Origin of the sequence: Halobacillus seohaensis (genome assembly GCF_042663045.1) — a bacterium.
Classification (GTDB): domain Bacteria; phylum Bacillota; class Bacilli; order Bacillales; family Halobacillaceae; genus Halobacillus_A; species Halobacillus_A seohaensis.
Window position 1 is genome coordinate 1 of the sequence record NZ_JBHSZV010000015.1, and the last position, 17829, is coordinate 17829.

20 protein-coding genes and 3 pseudogenes are annotated in these 17829 nt (G+C 36.3%); 9 read left to right on the top strand and 14 right to left on the bottom strand.

The window, feature by feature from the left end; all coding sequences use genetic code 11:
• Together ACFQIC_RS07385 and ACFQIC_RS07390 are read left to right on the top strand one after the other, a co-directional pair.
• Positions 1 to 670: DUF421 domain-containing protein (locus ACFQIC_RS07385; RefSeq protein ID WP_390217017.1), on the top strand; the 670-nt coding region annotated here is incomplete at its 5' end.
• 558 nt (positions 671 to 1228) lie between these two features.
• A complete protein-coding gene (locus ACFQIC_RS07390; RefSeq protein ID WP_204706128.1) occupies positions 1229 to 1378 on the top strand; it encodes a YqzL family protein in 150 nt (49 codons plus the stop codon).
• Positions 1379 to 1774: 396 nt separating this feature from the next.
• Here the strand turns inward: ACFQIC_RS07390 and ACFQIC_RS07395 are convergent, their stop codons facing one another.
• Positions 1775 to 2059 (bottom strand): DUF1292 domain-containing protein, encoded by a 285-nt coding sequence (locus ACFQIC_RS07395; RefSeq protein WP_204706126.1) that lies wholly within the window; start codon positions 2057 to 2059, stop codon positions 1775 to 1777.
• 203 nt (positions 2060 to 2262) lie between these two features.
• Entirely contained in the window at positions 2263 to 2490 is a 228-nt protein-coding gene (locus tag ACFQIC_RS07400; RefSeq protein ID WP_204706124.1) for a hypothetical protein, read from the bottom strand.
• 196 nt (positions 2491 to 2686) lie between these two features.
• Here ACFQIC_RS07400 and ACFQIC_RS07405 point away from each other — a divergent pair, with 196 nt between their 5' ends.
• Positions 2687 to 4258, top strand: coding sequence for an alkaline phosphatase family protein (locus ACFQIC_RS07405; protein WP_390217018.1), 1572 nt, complete (start codon positions 2687 to 2689; stop codon positions 4256 to 4258).
• Positions 4259 to 4303: 45 nt separating this feature from the next.
• A complete protein-coding gene (locus ACFQIC_RS07410) occupies positions 4304 to 4861 on the top strand; it encodes a YkoP family protein (RefSeq protein ID WP_204706114.1) in 558 nt (185 codons plus the stop codon).
• Positions 4862 to 4901: 40 nt separating this feature from the next.
• On the opposite strand, the gene ACFQIC_RS07415 is transcribed toward ACFQIC_RS07410, so the two are convergent.
• On the bottom strand, positions 4902 to 5753 hold the full coding sequence (locus ACFQIC_RS07415; RefSeq protein WP_204706111.1) for a metallophosphoesterase: 852 nt from the start codon (positions 5751 to 5753) through the stop codon (positions 4902 to 4904).
• Between the two features lie 120 nt (positions 5754 to 5873).
• Between ACFQIC_RS07415 and ACFQIC_RS07420 the strand changes: the two genes are divergently transcribed.
• The gene (locus ACFQIC_RS07420) at positions 5874 to 7016 is read left to right on the top strand and encodes an MGDG synthase family glycosyltransferase (protein ID WP_204706109.1); all 1143 of its coding nucleotides are present in this window, start codon (positions 5874 to 5876) and stop codon (positions 7014 to 7016) included.
• A gap of 265 nt (positions 7017 to 7281) precedes the next feature.
• Here ACFQIC_RS07420 and ACFQIC_RS07425 read toward each other — a convergent pair whose 3' ends face one another.
• The 4 genes from ACFQIC_RS07425 to ACFQIC_RS07440 form a co-directional block, all read right to left on the bottom strand.
• Entirely contained in the window at positions 7282 to 7440 is a 159-nt protein-coding gene (locus ACFQIC_RS07425; protein ID WP_390217019.1) for a hypothetical protein, read from the bottom strand.
• Positions 7437 to 7619 carry a hypothetical protein gene (locus tag ACFQIC_RS07430; protein WP_204706107.1) on the bottom strand — a complete coding sequence of 61 codons (183 nt, stop codon included), beginning with the start codon at positions 7617 to 7619 and terminating at the stop codon, positions 7437 to 7439. Before ACFQIC_RS07430 ends, ACFQIC_RS07425 begins: the two co-directional genes overlap by 4 nt.
• Entirely contained in the window at positions 7591 to 7695 is a 105-nt protein-coding gene (locus ACFQIC_RS07435) for an integrase core domain-containing protein (protein ID WP_204706105.1), read from the bottom strand. The genes ACFQIC_RS07430 and ACFQIC_RS07435 overlap by 29 nt, the downstream gene beginning before the upstream one ends.
• 308 nt (positions 7696 to 8003) lie before the next feature.
• On the bottom strand, positions 8004 to 8141 hold the full coding sequence (locus tag ACFQIC_RS07440) for an IS3 family transposase (RefSeq protein ID WP_204706103.1): 138 nt from the start codon (positions 8139 to 8141) through the stop codon (positions 8004 to 8006).
• A gap of 642 nt (positions 8142 to 8783) precedes the next feature.
• Between ACFQIC_RS07440 and ACFQIC_RS07445 the strand changes: the two genes are divergently transcribed.
• Positions 8784 to 8876, top strand: a complete 93-nt coding sequence (locus ACFQIC_RS07445; protein ID WP_390217020.1) for a recombinase family protein — start codon at positions 8784 to 8786, stop codon at positions 8874 to 8876.
• 274 nt (positions 8877 to 9150) lie between these two features.
• On the opposite strand, the pseudogene ACFQIC_RS07450 reads toward ACFQIC_RS07445, so the two are convergent.
• The 3 genes and pseudogenes from ACFQIC_RS07450 to ACFQIC_RS07460 all read right to left on the bottom strand — a co-directional run.
• Positions 9151 to 9294: pseudogene (locus ACFQIC_RS07450) on the bottom strand (DUF3954 domain-containing protein); the annotation flags it as partial.
• 1070 nt (positions 9295 to 10364) lie between these two features.
• Positions 10365 to 10772: a reverse transcriptase domain-containing protein gene (locus ACFQIC_RS07455; RefSeq protein ID WP_204706099.1), complete on the bottom strand. Its 408-nt coding sequence runs from the start codon at positions 10770 to 10772 to the stop codon at positions 10365 to 10367.
• A 520-nt stretch (positions 10773 to 11292) separates the two neighbouring features.
• Entirely contained in the window at positions 11293 to 11880 is a 588-nt protein-coding gene (locus tag ACFQIC_RS07460; protein WP_204706097.1) for a hypothetical protein, read from the bottom strand.
• 235 nt (positions 11881 to 12115) lie between these two features.
• On the opposite strand from ACFQIC_RS07460, the gene ACFQIC_RS07465 reads away from it, so the two are divergent.
• Entirely contained in the window at positions 12116 to 13528 is a 1413-nt protein-coding gene (locus tag ACFQIC_RS07465) for a PQQ-dependent sugar dehydrogenase (protein ID WP_204706095.1), read from the top strand.
• Positions 13529 to 13860: 332 nt separating this feature from the next.
• Here the strand turns inward: ACFQIC_RS07465 and ACFQIC_RS07470 are convergent.
• Together ACFQIC_RS07470 and ACFQIC_RS07475 are read right to left on the bottom strand one after the other, a co-directional pair.
• A pseudogene (locus tag ACFQIC_RS07470) lies at positions 13861 to 14512 on the bottom strand (transposase); the annotation flags it as partial.
• Positions 14513 to 14696: 184 nt separating this feature from the next.
• Positions 14697 to 14891, bottom strand: a complete 195-nt coding sequence (locus tag ACFQIC_RS07475; RefSeq protein ID WP_204706093.1) for a hypothetical protein — start codon at positions 14889 to 14891, stop codon at positions 14697 to 14699.
• Between the two features lie 218 nt (positions 14892 to 15109).
• Between ACFQIC_RS07475 and ACFQIC_RS07480 the strand changes: the two genes are divergently transcribed.
• Positions 15110 to 15397, top strand: coding sequence for a hypothetical protein (locus tag ACFQIC_RS07480; RefSeq protein WP_204706091.1), 288 nt, complete (start codon positions 15110 to 15112; stop codon positions 15395 to 15397).
• Positions 15398 to 15619: 222 nt separating this feature from the next.
• Positions 15620 to 15731, top strand: a pseudogene (locus ACFQIC_RS07485) (IS3 family transposase); the annotation flags it as partial.
• 717 nt (positions 15732 to 16448) lie between these two features.
• Here ACFQIC_RS07485 and ACFQIC_RS07490 read toward each other — a convergent pair.
• Complete coding sequence (locus ACFQIC_RS07490) at positions 16449 to 16619, bottom strand: hypothetical protein (protein ID WP_390217021.1); 171 nt, start codon at positions 16617 to 16619, stop codon at positions 16449 to 16451.
• 596 nt (positions 16620 to 17215) lie between these two features.
• The gene (locus ACFQIC_RS07495; protein ID WP_204706089.1) at positions 17216 to 17569 is read right to left on the bottom strand and encodes a hypothetical protein; all 354 of its coding nucleotides are present in this window, start codon (positions 17567 to 17569) and stop codon (positions 17216 to 17218) included.
• Positions 17570 to 17829: the final 260 nt, after the last annotated feature.

Sequence of the window (17829 nt, forward strand, 5' to 3'; positions counted from 1 at the left end):
CGGCATTGTAGTATTTGCCGGACTTCCCTTTATTGTCGAAATCTTATCTCTTCATAGTAAGCGTCTCCGCGACTTTGTAGAAGGATCAGCCACTGTGATCATTAAAGATGGAAAAGTATTAGAGGAAAATTTAAAAAAAGAATACTATACAACGGACGAGTTACTACAATTATTACGAGGACAAAGTATTTTTGACCTTTCTGAAGTTGAATATGCTGTGCTCGAAGCAAACGGAAAAGTAAGTGCCCTTCCCAAGAAAGATTATCGCCCTTTGACACGCAAGGATCTTGGCTTAGCCAGTGTGAATGAAAAGGAACCTCATACCGTCATAATGGACGGAGAAATATTAGACGAACCTTTAGATTCTATCGGAAAAAACCGAGGATGGTTACAAACGGAGTTAGACAAGAAGAATATCACTATTGAGAATGTATTCCTCGGCCAGATCGATTCTTATGGTGCGCTTACCGTCGACTTATTTGACGATAAAATCCAAATTCCTGAACCACAAGAAAGACCTCTACTGCTTGCCAATATAAAAAAATGCCAGGCCGATTTAGAGTTGTTTGCCTTAGCGACAGAATCTCAGTCAGCCAAAAGTCTTTATACAAAGAACGCGAAAAAAATGGAGGAATCGATGCAAAAGCTGACTCCCTTTCTTAAAGGTTAGTTTCTGTATTGCAAAACTCGACGAAGAGACGATAATTTTGTTTCGTGGTGATACACATAAATTATAATCAGATTAAAAAGACATGAAAAAGGTCAACCCTTAAATAAAACCAAGGAAATTGAAGAGGTTACGAAGATCAAACGTTTTTATTCAAACATTGATTCGGATTCATTAGAAAAAATTCTTTATCGCATGATAAAAGAAAAGAATGGATCAGGGATCATCCCTGTTTTTTTGTCTCTACAGGACCCTTGCTATTGATTCTATTTTCAGAACAATTATAAAAATTCATATTAAGAGACGGTATGCTAGGTAGTATGGTTTTTGCTTTATCTTATATAGTAATACTTACAATGAGCTTTCAATGGGACCTTTAAAACTTTTTTTTCTCAAAATTATTGTTGTAATTATTAGATTTGGTGTTCAGAATGGATTCCAAGGACTTTTTGGATACCATTCGTCACGCATTAATTAAGATTGGAAAATATTAAATCTTATCGTTTTCTCAGATGAAGCAACCTAAGCATGTCATCATAACACATGAAAGGGGAGATCCTCGTGCATGATCTATCTTGGAGTGTATTTAAACAGACAGGAAACATTGAAACCTATTTATTAGTGAAAGAACTAGATCGGCTAAGAAAACCAACTGATCCGACATTAATTAAAGGTTATAGATCAAAGGGAGTAAAGATAGATAAATATTAAATTTGATTTAATTAACCTTTCAATATTAGAAAACTGGTGTTCTGATAAGGCTACATTTAATTCATCATTCTACCGAAGAATAAATTGGAGTGAATGCCTTAGGGCGTTCACTAACATATATATATGTTATAGATGTCTCTCCTACCATCACCCTCTCAGCGTACGAATACACTTCCAACTAAATTCAGCACTATTCCATAAACTTAAGATGTATACATGTATACATGTATACATTTCAGACCTCACTCGGTTACAAAAGCAATATAAAAAAGCGTACCAAAGGCTAGAAGGTCATCTCTATCATTCGAGAGACTTACCTCATTTGTCTTTGGTAAGCCCTTACATTTATTTATAAGCAAAAAAGCTCACGGCTCAGTAAACCGTAAGCCTAAAATATTAAGTTAATTCCTCGCTTCTTAGAGTGTCCAGTACTTCATCAACCATTTTCCACTCTTCATCTGATTCGATATGGTATAGGGAAAGATCGTCCTCATCATTCACTTTTTCCTCATAACGGAAAGTGAATACTTCTATGTCCTCGCCTTCCTTTTGTTCGGCAGGTGCTACTGCAATATAAGTTCCTTTGGTTCCTTCTACATCAAATGTGTACAATACTTCAAATAAGTGTTCTTCTCCGTTCTTATCAGGGATAGTAATTCGCTCTTCTTCCTCTAATGGCATCCTGTTTCCTCCTATTTTAATTTTTTGAGTCCAAATAGCTTCTTGAAATATTACTTCATAGCGAAAAAGTCCAAAGTTTTACCAAGTAAGTGGAAAAGCTAAATAAGCTAGTATCCAACTACAATATGTTACTATCGAAAGTCAAAAAGTCTCACCAATGGAGATCTATCATCTATCCTTTTTGCTTTTAACATAGTTTGGTATTATTGGTCATTTTGGTTCGGGACTATTTGTTGTAACGCTTCGTTATTTGCCATTTCTTCTAATGGGTTTGCCATTTTTTGATCTTGTTGATTATTGAGTCCATTAGAAACCATTTCGGGAATCTGTTGAAAGGTACCATTTCTAACTCCCCTTGTAATTCCGTAAACAGCTGCTCCAGTCGCCCCCAAAGCGAGTAATGAAGTCATCATACTACGTCGATTATTCATAAATACCAGCATCCTCAAATTGGATTATATTTTTTAAAACTTTTCTTGGTAACGCCTTTAGTTTGAAGAGGATACCACCATTTATACAAATTACGTTTTTCCATTTCTTTCAGTTATTCCTTATAATTAATTTATATCAATTCATCCATACTATTCACGTATGAAGGAAGTAGTAAAAACAAAAGGATGTTTTATTGTGATAAAAACATTGATAATCGTAAGCCTAATAATCTCTATATCCCTTCTTTTTATCCACTGGTATGGTCTATCAACACCTACACAGGATCAGAATAACCGAACAATAAATCCGAATTCTAAACCCGTCATACTGCTCGTCATTGATTCTCTTATGGATGAACCGTTACAAAAGACCATACATGATGGAAAGGCTCCTGGACTAGAGTTTTTAATGAAAAACGGTCACTACGAACCTCAAATTGTTAGTTCCTATCCAACTATGTCTGTGACAATTGACAGTACATTGTTATCAGGAACTTATCCCGATAAACATAAGGTTCCTGGATTGGTCTGGTTTAACGAAGGTGAAAAACGTTTGATTAATTATGGAAGTGGCAAAGGTGAAGTCGTTAAATTGGGGTTAAAGCAAGTACTACAGGACGGTCTTTTCAACTTAAATGAAAACCATTTAAGCAAAAATGTAGAAACCATTTATGAACAACTTAGTGAACTTCAAGAGGATTCTGCATCTATTAATGGGCTTCTTTACCGGGGAAATAACAATCATACTTTAAACATTCCTAAATTGGCTTCGGCAATCAATCTCTTACCAGAAAATCCAGAAGTAAATGGACCCACCTTATTATCAATGGGAATTTTATCCAAATTAAACCAAGAAAATCAGAAACACGATAACATTTGGCAAGGTATGGGTTTTAACGATTCCTTTTCTGCTAACGAACTTCAATACTTGGTCAAAAATAGAAAACTTCCCTCTTTCACACTCTCGTATTTTCCGGACCTTGATCATCAAGTTCATAAAAATGGACTTATGGACTTAAAAGGGATCGAAAAAATGGATCAACAGATTCAAACTGTTCTGAATTCGTATGATTCATGGGAGAAAGCCGCACAACAAGCGATTTGGATTGTGTATGGTGATAGTGCCCAATCTACTATTAAAGCAAATCGAAACGAAGCGATTATTGATTTAACATCACTCAATAAAAACTATCGTGTTCCAGAACTGGGAGAGCCCATAAAAAAAGGTGACGAAATGATTCTATCTGTCAATGAACGCATGGCCTATATTAATTTATTAGACGAAAACATCTCTTATTCCGAAGTAGCATCATACCTACAAAAAGATTCAAGAATTGGGTTTACCGCATGGAAAGAGAACGGAAATAATCATGTATTGGCTGCAGAATCAGAGGAAAAGCTAATATTCCGACCTAACGGGAACTTTCTGGATCAATACGAACAATCTTGGGACATAAGCGGGAATCTTAACGCTCTAGACCTGTCTGTTAACGATCAAAACGAAGTAAAGTACGGAAGTTATCCTGATGCACTTGCAAGATTATATGGAGCCCTTCATTCTCATCAGGGAAGATACATTGTAGTTGATGCCAAACCAGGATTTGAATTTGTTGGACAACGTTCTCCCACTCATCTAGGAGGAGCTGGTCATGGATCGTTGCACCGAAAAGACTCCCTATCACCATTAATTATTGTTGGTACAGATAAACGACCAAAACACAACCGAGTTGTTGACTTTAAGGAATGGATATTCCAGTTAATAAAATAACGATTTGGCTAGTTGAAAAAACAATATTAAAAGGGAGAGAACAGCATGAGAGGTTACCTTATATCAATATGGAGTATATTTGACCAAATTTATTTTAAGTTCACACGCCTTTCTTACCTATCTAATCAAGGGGAGGAAGAAAATATTTTCAGAGTAAGACCTACTCGTTATAAAGGAAGATCCTTAACTCTTTCAGATGGGACTAACATCCAAAAAAATGACATGGTTATCAAAATTCACTTTCATAATGTTAGACTGTTAGCTGAAATTAAGAATGTAAATAATGAAATAGTCAAAGCAAAAGTAATTTATAAACACGTAACCCAGTCTTTACCTGGGGTGGAGCAATATATAAGAAGCCATAAAAATTCAGATAATATTAAAGGTATTCTGGGAATAACGTCATTGAATAGAGGTTGTCAGCTAGTTGGTTTTGAAGTTTTTAATATTTCAAACCCTCTCTATAAGATATTCAAATTTGCATCTTTCTTACCTATTTCAATTCTTTTCGGATCAACCCCATCCTTTAGAAAGAAAACTTTACCCAGTTATTTATTTATGTCCAAGGAGAAACTAGCAAGTATGTATCGATTGAATCCATAGAAAACAGGACAGCTAATTCATGAATTAACTGTCCTAAAGCTCACATTGCAGGTAATGCTTTTTCTTCTTTGAATGAGATCGATAACTTATGAAAGGTAATTTCCGGTCGGCTTCCAACTCGAATGTTTACACCAGTTTGTCCTAGTCCTTCATTAATATAGAATGGTTTTCCATCCTGTAGGTGAAGCCCTTTAATTATATTCATTTTTGCAAGCTTCCCCATTTTAATAAGATGGTAGGCTTTAGGATAACAAATTTGTCCTCCGTGAAAATGACCAGCTAACAAATAGTCAAAATGGTACTTTTTCATATATAGTACGATATTTGGATCATGAGTTAAAACTAAGTTAGTCCCCTGCTCAATACCATGATAAGAACTTGGTAAATCGCTGCGTTTTGTACTAAAATCATCGATTCCGATAATATTTACAGGCTTTCCTTGTACGTAAATTACAGCATTTTCATTCTGCATAACTTTACAGTTGAATTGTTCTAATGTTTCTTTTAACAGTTGTAAGTTTTGCCCACGTAAAACGTAATCGTGATTCCCTAATACCGCATAAATCCCATATTTTACATCCAATTTATTGAGTACTTCTAAATAAGGGACAAGTCTAGGGATTGTACGCTGTCGATCGAGAAAATCTCCAGTAAGAGCAATTAGATCAACGCTTTGGTCTTTTATTTGATCATAAAGCTGCGCTGGTGTGATTGAGATATTTTCAAGATGTAAATCCGAAAGCTGCAAAATATTTAAAATCGGACTACGGTCGCTTGTCTGTTCTTGATCAATTTGAATTTTATTGATTACAGCATCTTTGGTGTTGTTATTGGCTTTTGTATATAAATAGAACAAAATAATGGATAAAATTGAGAATAACAAAATATACAATTCTCTCACTCCTTCCCTTAGAAAATTATACAGACAAATTCAAGTAATTGCTAAGGTAATTGGTGGAATGCTATCCATGGAATAATTATGAAAAATAACAAAACATGAGTGAGGGTTATTATGAAACAAACTTCAAAGTCAATTTTATTTTTACCTTTCTTGCAAATACCTTCAGGTCATCATCAAGTTGCCGATGCATTAATAGAAGCACTATCACAAAAAAACTGTGATTATAAGTGTGAAAAAATAGATATCCTTTCCCACAGTTATGGCAAAGTAGAGTCCATGGTCTCCTCCTTTTACTTAAAATGGATCCAATCACTCCCTGCTTTATATAATAGGATTTATCAAGATAGCGTAAATAAAAATATTGAAGAGAATAAACGATATCGGTTGTATGAAGGGCTCTTCCTCAATTTCATGCGCAAACTGCTAAAGGAAAAGCAGCCGGACCTTATCGTGTGTACACACGCCCTCCCTTCTTATATGTTAAATTTTTTAAAAGAAAATCATGAATTAAACATACCTGTCATAAATGTTTATACTGATTACTTTATCCATCGTTTATGGGGAGTCCAGAATATTGACTTTCACTTAGTCCCCTCTCATCACATGCAAGAACTACTTATCCGTAAAGGAGTAAAAGAGGACCAAATCTTCATAACAGGGATCCCTATTCATAACAAAATACAAAAAATATCAAAAGAGTATTCAAAAACATTGAAACCCTCATTCTTCTCTTTTTTAATAACAGGCGGAAGTATGGGCGTTGGTTCTATGGAGAGTTTAGTCGAGAAAATAGCGAAAAAGGAAAATGTCGATTTATATGTTCTATGCGGAAAAAATAAAGATTTATTTCATAAGCTAAAAAAAATGAACAAAGAGAACATTACTCCTTTACAATATATTGATTGCAGGAAAAAAATGAATGAATTATATGATCATGTTGATGTTATTTTGACGAAACCTGGGGGAGTTACAATTAGCGAAAGCCTCTTTAAAAGAAAACCTATATTTGTTTATTATGCTCTGCCTGGACAAGAGGAAATAAACCTTAAACAACTTAAAAAATTAGGAATTATTTTTGATTTGAACAATACGAGCAATGAAAATAAAGGATTAGATGAACGACTTTTTTCAATCTTAGAAAACAACCGTAAACTCGACGAAATTCAACATTGTATGTCAGAGTATCACAAACATATTACAGGTGAAGAACCTTTTGAAATTATAGAGGGAATTCTTTTAAAGACTAAAAGATAAAAAGATCTGTTCCTAACGATATTAGATTAAGTTTTCCCAGAATAAAAGAAGATCTTCGGATCCCTGTATTCACCGACATCAAACTTACTCCATTTCAAACATCTCGAGATGTAAAGAGAAAAAACGCTTGACAACATCGCTAAAGTGGTTCTTAAACAAGAACTAACGCTTTTATAAGTGGGCTTTAGAGAAAGCTCATAAGTTAAAAAAAGTAGCTAAAGAGACCGGTTCAAACAAAGTTTATATATGAGTAACTCCTTTTGTCTCACCATGTACATTCGATTTCTCCTTCAATATCAAAGGCACCTATCTCCAGTGAAAGAAGAGATAGGGCCTTGGCAGAAGAATTTTGAAGAATATCAGGTACTGGATCAACCCCCTGAGATTGGACAATACAGTGGCTTACTTTTAAATGATGACTCATAATCCCTTTGATTTTATAGTAATTGCTACCGCGCTTTCGCTTCCTGACCTTGCATAAACCCTAGCGAGGTCTTGAATACTACCATGCATACGGCGCTCGGTGTAATATTGGATATACCACTCCAAAGCTTCATAGGCATGCGCATAACTTTCAAATTCCTCTCGCTTGAAACACTTCATCTTCAAGAAGACGGTGGAACGATTCGATATGGGCATTCGCATTTGGCGTTTTGGGTGGAATCCGTTCATGTTCCACGCCGAACCGTCCCATAAGCGAGGGAAGTGAATTGAGGTCCATTGTCGCTACGAATAGTCAGTTCTCTTTGATCATCATCAAACCGCTGACGCTTAACAGAGCCCGTTGAAGTGCCTGAGCTACTTGTTTCGCAGTACACTCTAGTCCAATATGAAAGTTTTTGATACTACGATATAGGATAGGACGAAGAGAACCGGTCTTCGCCTGCGATATAGCCATACTTCACATCAACTTCCCACAACTAATTGGAACCTGACACAGTGCGGTTTTTTCGCCCGCACGCGAGGATGTTTAGGAGTTCGCTGACGTTACGGATGTAGAATGACTAGTTCTTTACACAAACGATAGGCTTTTTTCTTATTAAGGACGAGACGTTCTTGTCGACGAAGCGATTTGGCTAGTTTACGGTAGCCATAGGCATACCCGTCTCCTTCCACAAGCTCCATCAACCATTCCTTGATTTAATCGTCGATTACTTTAGTTCCATCTTCTTTTTAGGAGTAGCCGAGTGCAGGACGTCCTTCACTCACTTGTTTGACCGCAAAGCCTTGGTCACCGCGTATCCCTTAGCTATCCAATAGGATACGAGCTAATATCTGATTCCGAACCATTAACTGTTGGTGAGTTTAAACAACTTATGTCCCAGTTAGGTTATACATTTCCTGCTCAGCAACCATCGATTGATTTTAATCCAAATCTATTTGAGGAACTAAATCAAAAAAGAACTTCACCTAATTCAGAACAACTCCATTAGCCAAATCTAAAAAGCCCCTTTTTGATGTTGGACAGTAAGTGAGAATCTCTACTACACTGACATTAGCCTACTGTAACCATTACAATTGCTTTCCAAATTACACTTATATCCATAAACTCTAAAAATGTATCATAAACATTCATTTTTGATCACAATCAAGTAACGAACTTCAAAAGGAGTTACTAATAATGTTTTTAGGGTATGCCAGAGTGTGTACAAAAGATCAAAATTTACATATGCAGTTTGATCCGTTAAAGAAATATGGCATAGAAGAGAAAAAAATTTACTAGGAAAAGATCACTGAAACCAAAAAAGATCGTCCGCATTCACGAAAATGATTAAGTATCTACGTGAAGGAGATACGGTGGTCGTTTATAAACTTGATCGAATTGGTCGTAGCACAAAGCACTTGGTGGATCTAATTTAATGCCTTCCAGGATCAATTAAAGGAGTGATTTAACTGAAAAGATATTTCATTGTTATTGAAACTTTAACTGGTCAAGGGATAGGGAAAACAAAGGATGAAACGGTTGCTTTATCTTACCTACATCACACTGATGAGAAAGGTGATCTTCTATTTGATTATCAAAGCTTCACAGATGAATATTGGGGTACATTACCTCACCCAATACTTAACCCTTTCAAAGCATCTTTATAGTGCTTTTTTTTCCGTCCTTTGTCACAATATGGTCCAAAACACACTAGAGCTTAAAAGTATGTTCCACTTTTCCGTGACAAGGCTTTCCTCCTTGCCAGTTGATCATCAGAGCTCCATACCCTTTTTCAAGAGCAGGAGCCTTAACCATTTCACTTTCGCCATCTTTCACTACATAAACAGCATTTTCATATAAATCAACTTAAGCAATCATGTCTAAATTCTTTGCTGGATCTCCCATTTCAGCAAGCCCCCTGTTATAATAGAGTTAGTCGGGGTGCTTGCTTCGGATTTTTTTATGTTTAAAGCTCTTTTAAATAGCACACAATGATTAACAGGGCTAGCTGTTTAACCCATTTTGATTCCCTGTAGGCTAGTTCCATCCTTTAACATCTCATACCGGAGCTTCTTAGGCTTCGGATTTTTCATGTTTATATATTTTTAAGTAGTACATAACTGTAAATGGGGGATTTACACATATAATTGTTCATCTGAAGGCCGGAGCATTATCGCTTCGGCCTTTTTTTTCTTCTGATCTCTAATCTCAAAAAACTTCTTCCTTGCTTCAAACCAAGAACAACCATGTTACTTTTGGATATCCTTCACATACTTAGCTGAATCGGTCTTATGCGTATAAATTAAAGGGCGAAACAATATTTACTCCTATTGCATGGGAAGAAGTTAATGCATAGTACGACACGAAAGTAAAGGAGGCACCACATGGGACAGTTAGCCATGTTTAAATGACCAACCGTTTGAGATAACGAAAACCGTTCTTCTCCAATTGAGTACCTTTGATATTTCAGTAAGAAAGTAGTCTTCTTATAACTAACTATTTATGCATTGTACAGCTTCATAGAAAGGATAATGCAGGGAATTTCCTACATTATGCCGCCCATGGCCTAAATAAATAGAGAATATTGACATCCCAAAATACTGAAAGTAGAAGCTTGTAAGGTAATCAACTGAAATAACATAATCAAGGAAACCTAATCACTTATGAGAAATAGTATGTCATTCCATTTTGAGCCAGCATCAGCATGCTTATATAATATCTAGTTTCTTGAATAATCTTTCGAAACTGTTAATTATATCTTTCTCAGGAGTAATTTCCCCACTTAAAACTTTATAGAGAACCTCTTTTGCAACCAGGGTTTTACTCACATTTTGTTTGCAAGCTTATTAAAATCTTCATCTGCAATTAAGCATTCAATTTGATTAGAACATCTTTTTACATCTTCTTTTGTCTGTGTGAATTCATCATTTACAAATGAAATTTGACTTATAAATTCCTATATAGGTTTTCGCCTGTCTTACCGCATCATGTGCCCGTTTTCCTGGTCGGAATCCATAACTTTTCGTGGAAAATATCGGGTCATACATCGATTGAAGATAGAGGTTAATCGCTTGTTGGATCATACGATCCATCACCGTAGGGATCCCTAGCTTCCGTTTGCCTCCGTTCGATTTCGGAATTTCGATTCGACGGACGGGAGACGGTTGATACGTACCCTTCTGAAGTTGGTTGCAGATGGTGTACCATTCTTCCGAAATCTGAGCTTTCAGTTCGGAGGTGGAGACGCCATCCACGCCGTGACTTCCTTTGTTCTTTGTCACCTTGAGATAGGCGTCATTCAAATTATTCCGGTGTAGGATGTGTTCCAACATGTTTCTTAACCTCCACGTGACCATTTCGTCTATTGTGTGGCATCAATCCTCCACCCTAACGGCGCCCTCGAAGAATTCACTTCTCTCTCGTCTTTAGTTGGTATATTCTGTGTCATCGGATGACGCGTACGCCAGGGAAATAGTACTCATTTTATGATTCAGCGATTCTTTAGGAATCGGTTACCGCATGTGTACGGCTTTCCCATCAGACCTCCCCGGGTAAAAGCATAAACTTCCCTTCCACATCCCTGCCTATTTACTGCCTGCCCCTTTGGTCGTTGGGACTTCGACTTGTTATGCAGACTCATCCCAGACAGCCTTCTATGAGGTTCGTGTTCCTCAGGGCGGAAGTTTGTCTCCGGCTTCCTTCAGATTCCAGGTTGCCCCGGACACCCTTGCCTTTAACTAGCGGCTACAACGACCTTCGCCGTTCGGGACTTGAACCCTAGAGTTTATACCCATGCCGGGCACACATAAAGAAGAAGCAGTTATCTCTAACTGCTTCTTTCAAAGATAAACCTTATTTCCGATAAGATAATCGTCGAGTAAAAACTTTGTTGAGAACTTTGAACGCAGAGATGCTTAATTTCTTCCAAATCCAGCTATACAATAAGGAAAAGACAAATGTCCCTAAAATAACCATACTGTTAAAGCGAGATGTTACCGATGGTCCCAGTATTGGAAATTTAAAGCCATATAACAAAATACTTATACCTATTGTCAAACATAAAGCTGCAAATAGAATAATAAATATGCCTCTCTTTAAATACTTAAGAGCCATGCCTAAACTCAGTCCTAATAATCCTGTTGTAAAGACAAACACTAATAGTTCAGTTGGCTGGAGTATTGCCAAAAGAAATATGGTTACGAAATAAGTCATCACACCTATTCTGAGTGACAAAAGACTAGCAAGCACCAGAGGACCAGTGCTCATCATGCTCAGTATATAACCAATCCCAGTGAAAATCCCAGCTGATTGAAAAATAACAGCTATGGAACCTAATAAGGCCCCAATTACAATCCGCATTGTCTTAGAATAACCTTCAATAGTTGGAAGTAACTCATCTCCTAAAACCCTCGATGTTTCTTTTTTTAAAAATGGCCGCATCTGACCCCCCCATAATAGGTAAATGCAGCAAAAAAGAAGTTTATGCTGGTAATTATTCCAAGATAAGCTGTCACTATTCTGGAAAGCTTTCAAATACTGATGATATTTTTCTGCATGAATCTGGTACGGAAATGGTGCAATGCCTTTAAGATGCTGTAGCCCTAATTGGTACTATTAGAACAGTTCTAATCATATTCATTTTAAAAGAAAACAATTAGAGGGAGTGTAAAGTTAATTGAGAAAAGTTAAAGTTAGATTACGTCCTATTGTAAATAGAATAAACTTACCTACTATTTTGAAAACAGTTATACTTCCGGGTGACTCAATTGAGAGATTATTTATTGCAACCCAGGTAGGAGAGATCTTTTACATAGGGAACGGGGGTATTAGGACTTTTTTAGATATTCGCCCGCGTATTATAAAGTTAGGTGCTTCTGGTGGATATGATGAGCGAGGGTTGCTTGGGCTAGCGTTTCACCCCGAATTTTATTATAATGGTTTGTTTTATCTTCATTATTCAGCAGCTGGAACACAAGGTCCTGGAGCTCTTCTTGAATCTTTTAAACCAGCCCCGTGTGATCAGAACACTTTAAACCTAAAGTGGACAAATAGGGATACGCAATATGACCATATTGACACAGTTGAAGAATGGATTTTAATATCAAGTGGTCAACCTCAAAAAAGACGGGCATTACTAAACTTAAGAAGACCATTTTCCAATCATAATGGTGTTAATAGCTTAAACTTTTCACCTGAAACAGGAAAACTTGTTTTAACAACCGGAGATGGCGGATCAGGCTATGATCCATTTAATTTAAGCCAGGACGAGATGGAAATCGCGGGTAAAATAATTGAAATTGATGTAGATAAAAATACATCTATCTATAGTCCACCCGTAGTCACACGTTTTAATGAACTACCTGTACCTATTCAGGAAACACTTTCGGTAATGGCCAAAGGGGTTCGCAATATCCCGGGGATTTCATTTCAAAGGTACTATAATCAGTATATTAAATATGTGGGAAATGTCGGGCAGGATTTGGTGGAATCGATTTTTTCATTCGTTCATTATAAACCGATACCGGTTACTCAGCTTATTCAAGCTTCTTTAATGAAATCTGAACCTGACCAAGAAGGTTTTATTAACTTTGGTTGGCGAGGATGGGAAGGTCCTTTTCCTGCTTCGATTATAAGAGGCTGCTCTGCAAATCCGAATTTGGATGAGAAAACTATTGCTTATTACAATGAAGCAATTAAAACTTCAGTGAGGCGTATTAAGCCTTTAACTAGTTATTTCCATAAAGATCCCCGACCCGATAAGTTTTGGGGAACTGCACTTACAGGAGTCCATCCATATAAGGGAGAAGGAATCCCCGCTTTAACGGGAAGTGTTGTATTTACCGATCTTGCCCGGAAGGAAGAATCTCAAACTCCAGTTAAAGGAGTTTTAGCTTATATAAGAGTAAGACCAGATTGTCAACTAAATGATTTTAGTGTTATTGAAACCGATTATAATTTTGGGTCTCAATCTGCTTATTACGTTAATCTAGGAACGAATCTAGACCAGACCAGATTATATTTAGGGGTTTATGGCTCTATGAAAGTGACTGACTTTAACCAAGGTGCTGTTTTTGAAATTATCCCATGATTGATAACAATAAAATTCTACTTAATCTAGATAGGTCTCTTACTTAGAATTAATTCTATATAAACAAGAAAGCTATCAGCGTAAGTATAGTAGTCCTACCTCTTCATCATACATTTCAACTAACAAATGATAGTAGTAGGGTCTTTCCTTACATCACTATAACTTTACGCAATGATCGCCCCTACATGAAGGCTTGAATTTGTAGGTCCTTTTACAAATCTAAAACTCCTCCTTTACCCATTACAAAAACCTTGAATCACCCCATTTATGCCATGCATTTATCACTAATATTTTACTGGGATTTATGAACTTCTAGAATTACCTTTTTTATCGCTCTTCATATAATCATCTTTCATCCGCATAAACGTCGCATTCATGATCTGTCTTCGAATAACTATTCCGTTCGTCGAAGATTTCCATATCTCGTTCATACTTCTGCTTGCGAGCCACAAAATCTTTGAACTGTTTGTGAGCCTGCTTCGGCTCTTTGCGTTGGGAGCGCATTTGCTTTCGCACGCTTACGTCGTCACTCTCCTCGATTTTTTGAGTGAATTCTTCAACTTTTTCTTCCAGCGTTTCCGTAATGGTGGAAAGCTCTTCTACGGACAATTCTTCAGGGGTTTCCCTCTTAATTTCTGGAATGACTTCTTTTTCGATCAATTCATCATACATGCGGTTGGACTTCTCGATGAGGCTCGCACTATATTTTTCGACGGCCTTTCGCCACACAAAGGTAAATTTATTGGCGTTGGCTTCAATCTTTCTGCCAGAAAACACCGATTGAGTGTACGCACACAAGACAACCTTCATCATCATTCGTGGGTGATAAGCCGGGCATCCGGTATCACGTAAGAACTCAGAAAAGGCTTCACCTGGGATACTTTCGACCAATTCGTGGACGGCATAGGCGATGTCATTTTCCTGAAGTTTCATTTCAATGTCCATAGGCAAAATCACTTGATTCATGTTATACTGTTTAAACATAAGAGCACCTCCGATGGTTATTGTGTGGTAACTTTAATTTTATCAGATGGTACTCTTTTTTTTAATTCAAACGAAAAAAAATCTAATATAAATAAAGGAGCCCTACAAACCAATTTGGTTCGTAGGGCTCCTTTTTACTTTATAGCCGAGTTTTGTCCCAGCCTCTCCTTTAATTTTGCTGTGGTTATTTTTCGCCATTCATATTAGGGAGTGTGTTCTGCAAGTTTTGCATTGCTTGGTTATTTTTAGCTCGCTCTGCTACTTGCTTGAAGCCTCCATTACGGTTCATTCGTGAAACACCATACATAGTAGCTGCACCAATCGCTCCAGCTGTGCCTAATGCTAAAAATGAATTTCTTCGCCCTTGTTGACCATTCATTTCTACACCCCTTGTCATTTTTAAGTTCCTAATGCAATCAGAAACATTCTTTAGTGTAGCTGAATGTTTCATTTTTAATCTGGTGACTTATGCCAATACGCATGAACTCTAGAAGAGCCTGAAATGATTATTTAATTTAAATGATATGGGTATAAAACAAATGAAATTGCAAATATTAAGGTTGATTATAAAACAATAGGGTCAGAGGGGGATATCGTATGAAAGTGAAATTTTTAATTATGATGATGGCGATTGCTATGTGTTCTACTATTTTAACTGGTTGTAATTTAGATGGAGACAACGATGAACAACAACAGGAGAACATTAACTACGAGCCAACACGTTATAATGATGATAACCGCGAGCGTCCAGGGAATGATGTCAACGAAAACTTTAGAGAGCGAGATGGTTTTGAAGATCGTCAAAGACAAGATGGCCCGTTTGACATGGATGAAGAAGAGCCAGATCTTGATGAGGAACCATCTGAAGAAAGACGTGGTGACTAAAGAAAAGAGATTCGGTCGTCGATGCTCCTTTTACAGGGTTCCATCAAGGATTTCACAAGAAAAGCCACATTTTTAATAAGCAGTCAAATCTGGTTAAAAATGCGGTTTTTTTTGTTCCATATAGTTATTGTGTGTTCACAAAGTATTCGGATACGCTTGCTGTAAAGGCCGTAGCTGAAATACCTTTAAGGTTATCAATAAGACAGAACTGTACATAACCAAGTATATGAAAGTCAATCGGTCTTGGACCTGGCTTTATTTGATTATATCCATTGGTTTAATAATAAAAAGAATACATAGTACTTTGGACATCTTAAACCCAGTGGAATACAAGTCCCTATATACCTTAATAAAATTGTCTGGTTTAGTGTTGACATTCCATCATTTACTAAAAAGGTATTGGACTAAGCATGTTAAACCCTAGTACACCAGCAAGCTTTGGTAAAAAGCATTCAATATAGAACGCTTTTTTTTAGGTTATCGAAACTGAGTCTTCCACTAGACTGCCCGTTTGTTGAAGACTCATTTTGAGATAACCATGTCACTTAATAACAATTAGTTCATATCCAGCCCTTTGCCTCATTCATCTCTTACAATAAAAGAAAAGCCTCTCAAAAGTTTATGAACTTTTGAGAGGCTTGAAAAATTAATAAACGATCTTAATAACCAGTCAAAATCCAGTCAAAAAATAGTCTTTATCTTCCTAGTTTCTAGAAACCCTTCTAACATTAACACACAACTTAGAAGGCTATTGGTAGGTATGAAACTATTAAGGTAGAGTAGTGTAAACCCATTAAATCAACATTTTTTAGTATCTCCAATGACCTCTTAATGCAAATTATGGGCATTAATAAAGAATTCCTACCCCAATTATACCCCAAATGGATTTACGACTATATGTAATACGTTCCTCAATTCACTAACTATATTCTTTTAGTAAGTTTTCTATACCCCTCAAGAGTTAATATAGACAAATTATGTGAGTACATTTGTCTTTCAGCTGAAAGGTATTATCTTAACAATTTTTGTTTTAATTATTCTTAAATCATTATTAGTTTGGTTTTCCCAAGATAAACCAATTGAGTCTGCTATCTAAACCCATAGATAAAAAAATTTGATTCTCTTTTTCGCCCCAGTTTTTTATATCAGAATTTCCATCAGGATTATTAGCTTTAGTGTAATCATTTGTCCAACCTGTGTTATCTGTAAAATATTGGTTCACTTAATTATCAAACTATGCTGCATATTGCTTTCCTACTTTACGATTTCCTCTTTTGTTTTTTAAATGTGGGTATTCAATTTTCCCACAAATACCAGGTGAAGTTAAGGATAGTGCGAGTGCTGATAAATAACTTTTTTTAGTAAGAGCAAGATAATGTCCTTTATTTTATCTAACAATTATTATCTCCTCATTGCATTAGGTCTTAAAACTCTTGAAGCTATAACTCTTTTTCCTGCTTATCGACAAAATAATTTTCTTAGTATCTCGAACAAGATTCTAACAGATGAAATGTGGAATTCACTGGGCGCCAGAGGACCCTGGCAAATGGAAAGCTAATTGAGGGATGGAAATTATCTATACATATATAAGGACCCATTTTGCTTTTATGGGTCCTCTTATATATAGAATTATCAGATCATGCCGCCCATGGATTCTCCTGCATAAATAGCTATAAATAAAGTTTAATTAGTCGGTACCTTGACACTTCTCAGGGCTTAATCTCTATTTTAAAAATATATGGAAATAAACACAAATGACAAAAAGTATGTCATTAGGTATGTCATTTTATTTTTGTTTGTGTTGTTTCTTCATTAATATTAACTTGCTACGCGTTCTTTTTCTTTAACCCATTTATACCACCTTAAAAGTGCATTTCCATTTCTCCTTTTAGATTCCCGCCCCCAATCACGTCCTAAGTAATCGTTGACTAATGATCCAACTTCAATCGAACTTAGTTCTTTAGTAGATGAACGTTTATTTATTAATTGTATTGTTTCAGTTAGCCAAACCTTTTTAGCCAATATAGCCTCAAAGTCATTAGAGTCAGAATACAGTTTTAAAACATCATCTTCGTGAATCAACATTCCTAAGGAAAATAATACAGTTAAACTATTTCTATATTCAGTTTTTTGTAGTTGTGAGTAGCTCGTCTTTCTACCTGATTTAACCAAACTATCAACTCCAATGTTCTTTGAGGGGGGGCCACCCCTAGAAATGGAGTTTTCTATCCATTTATTGAAATTTTATCTTTTGCAACGGCCAGGTTAGTTATTTTAAAATCTAAATTCTGACTTATGTTTTTCGTTTCAAGGATGATTAAGTCTAAGCCTGTAAACCATCCAGTAATTCTTAGTTATGCAGTGTTTCGCCAATATATAATTTGCTTCTTAATATGACCCTTTCTATCCCCCCCTAACTTAATTCAGTGAAG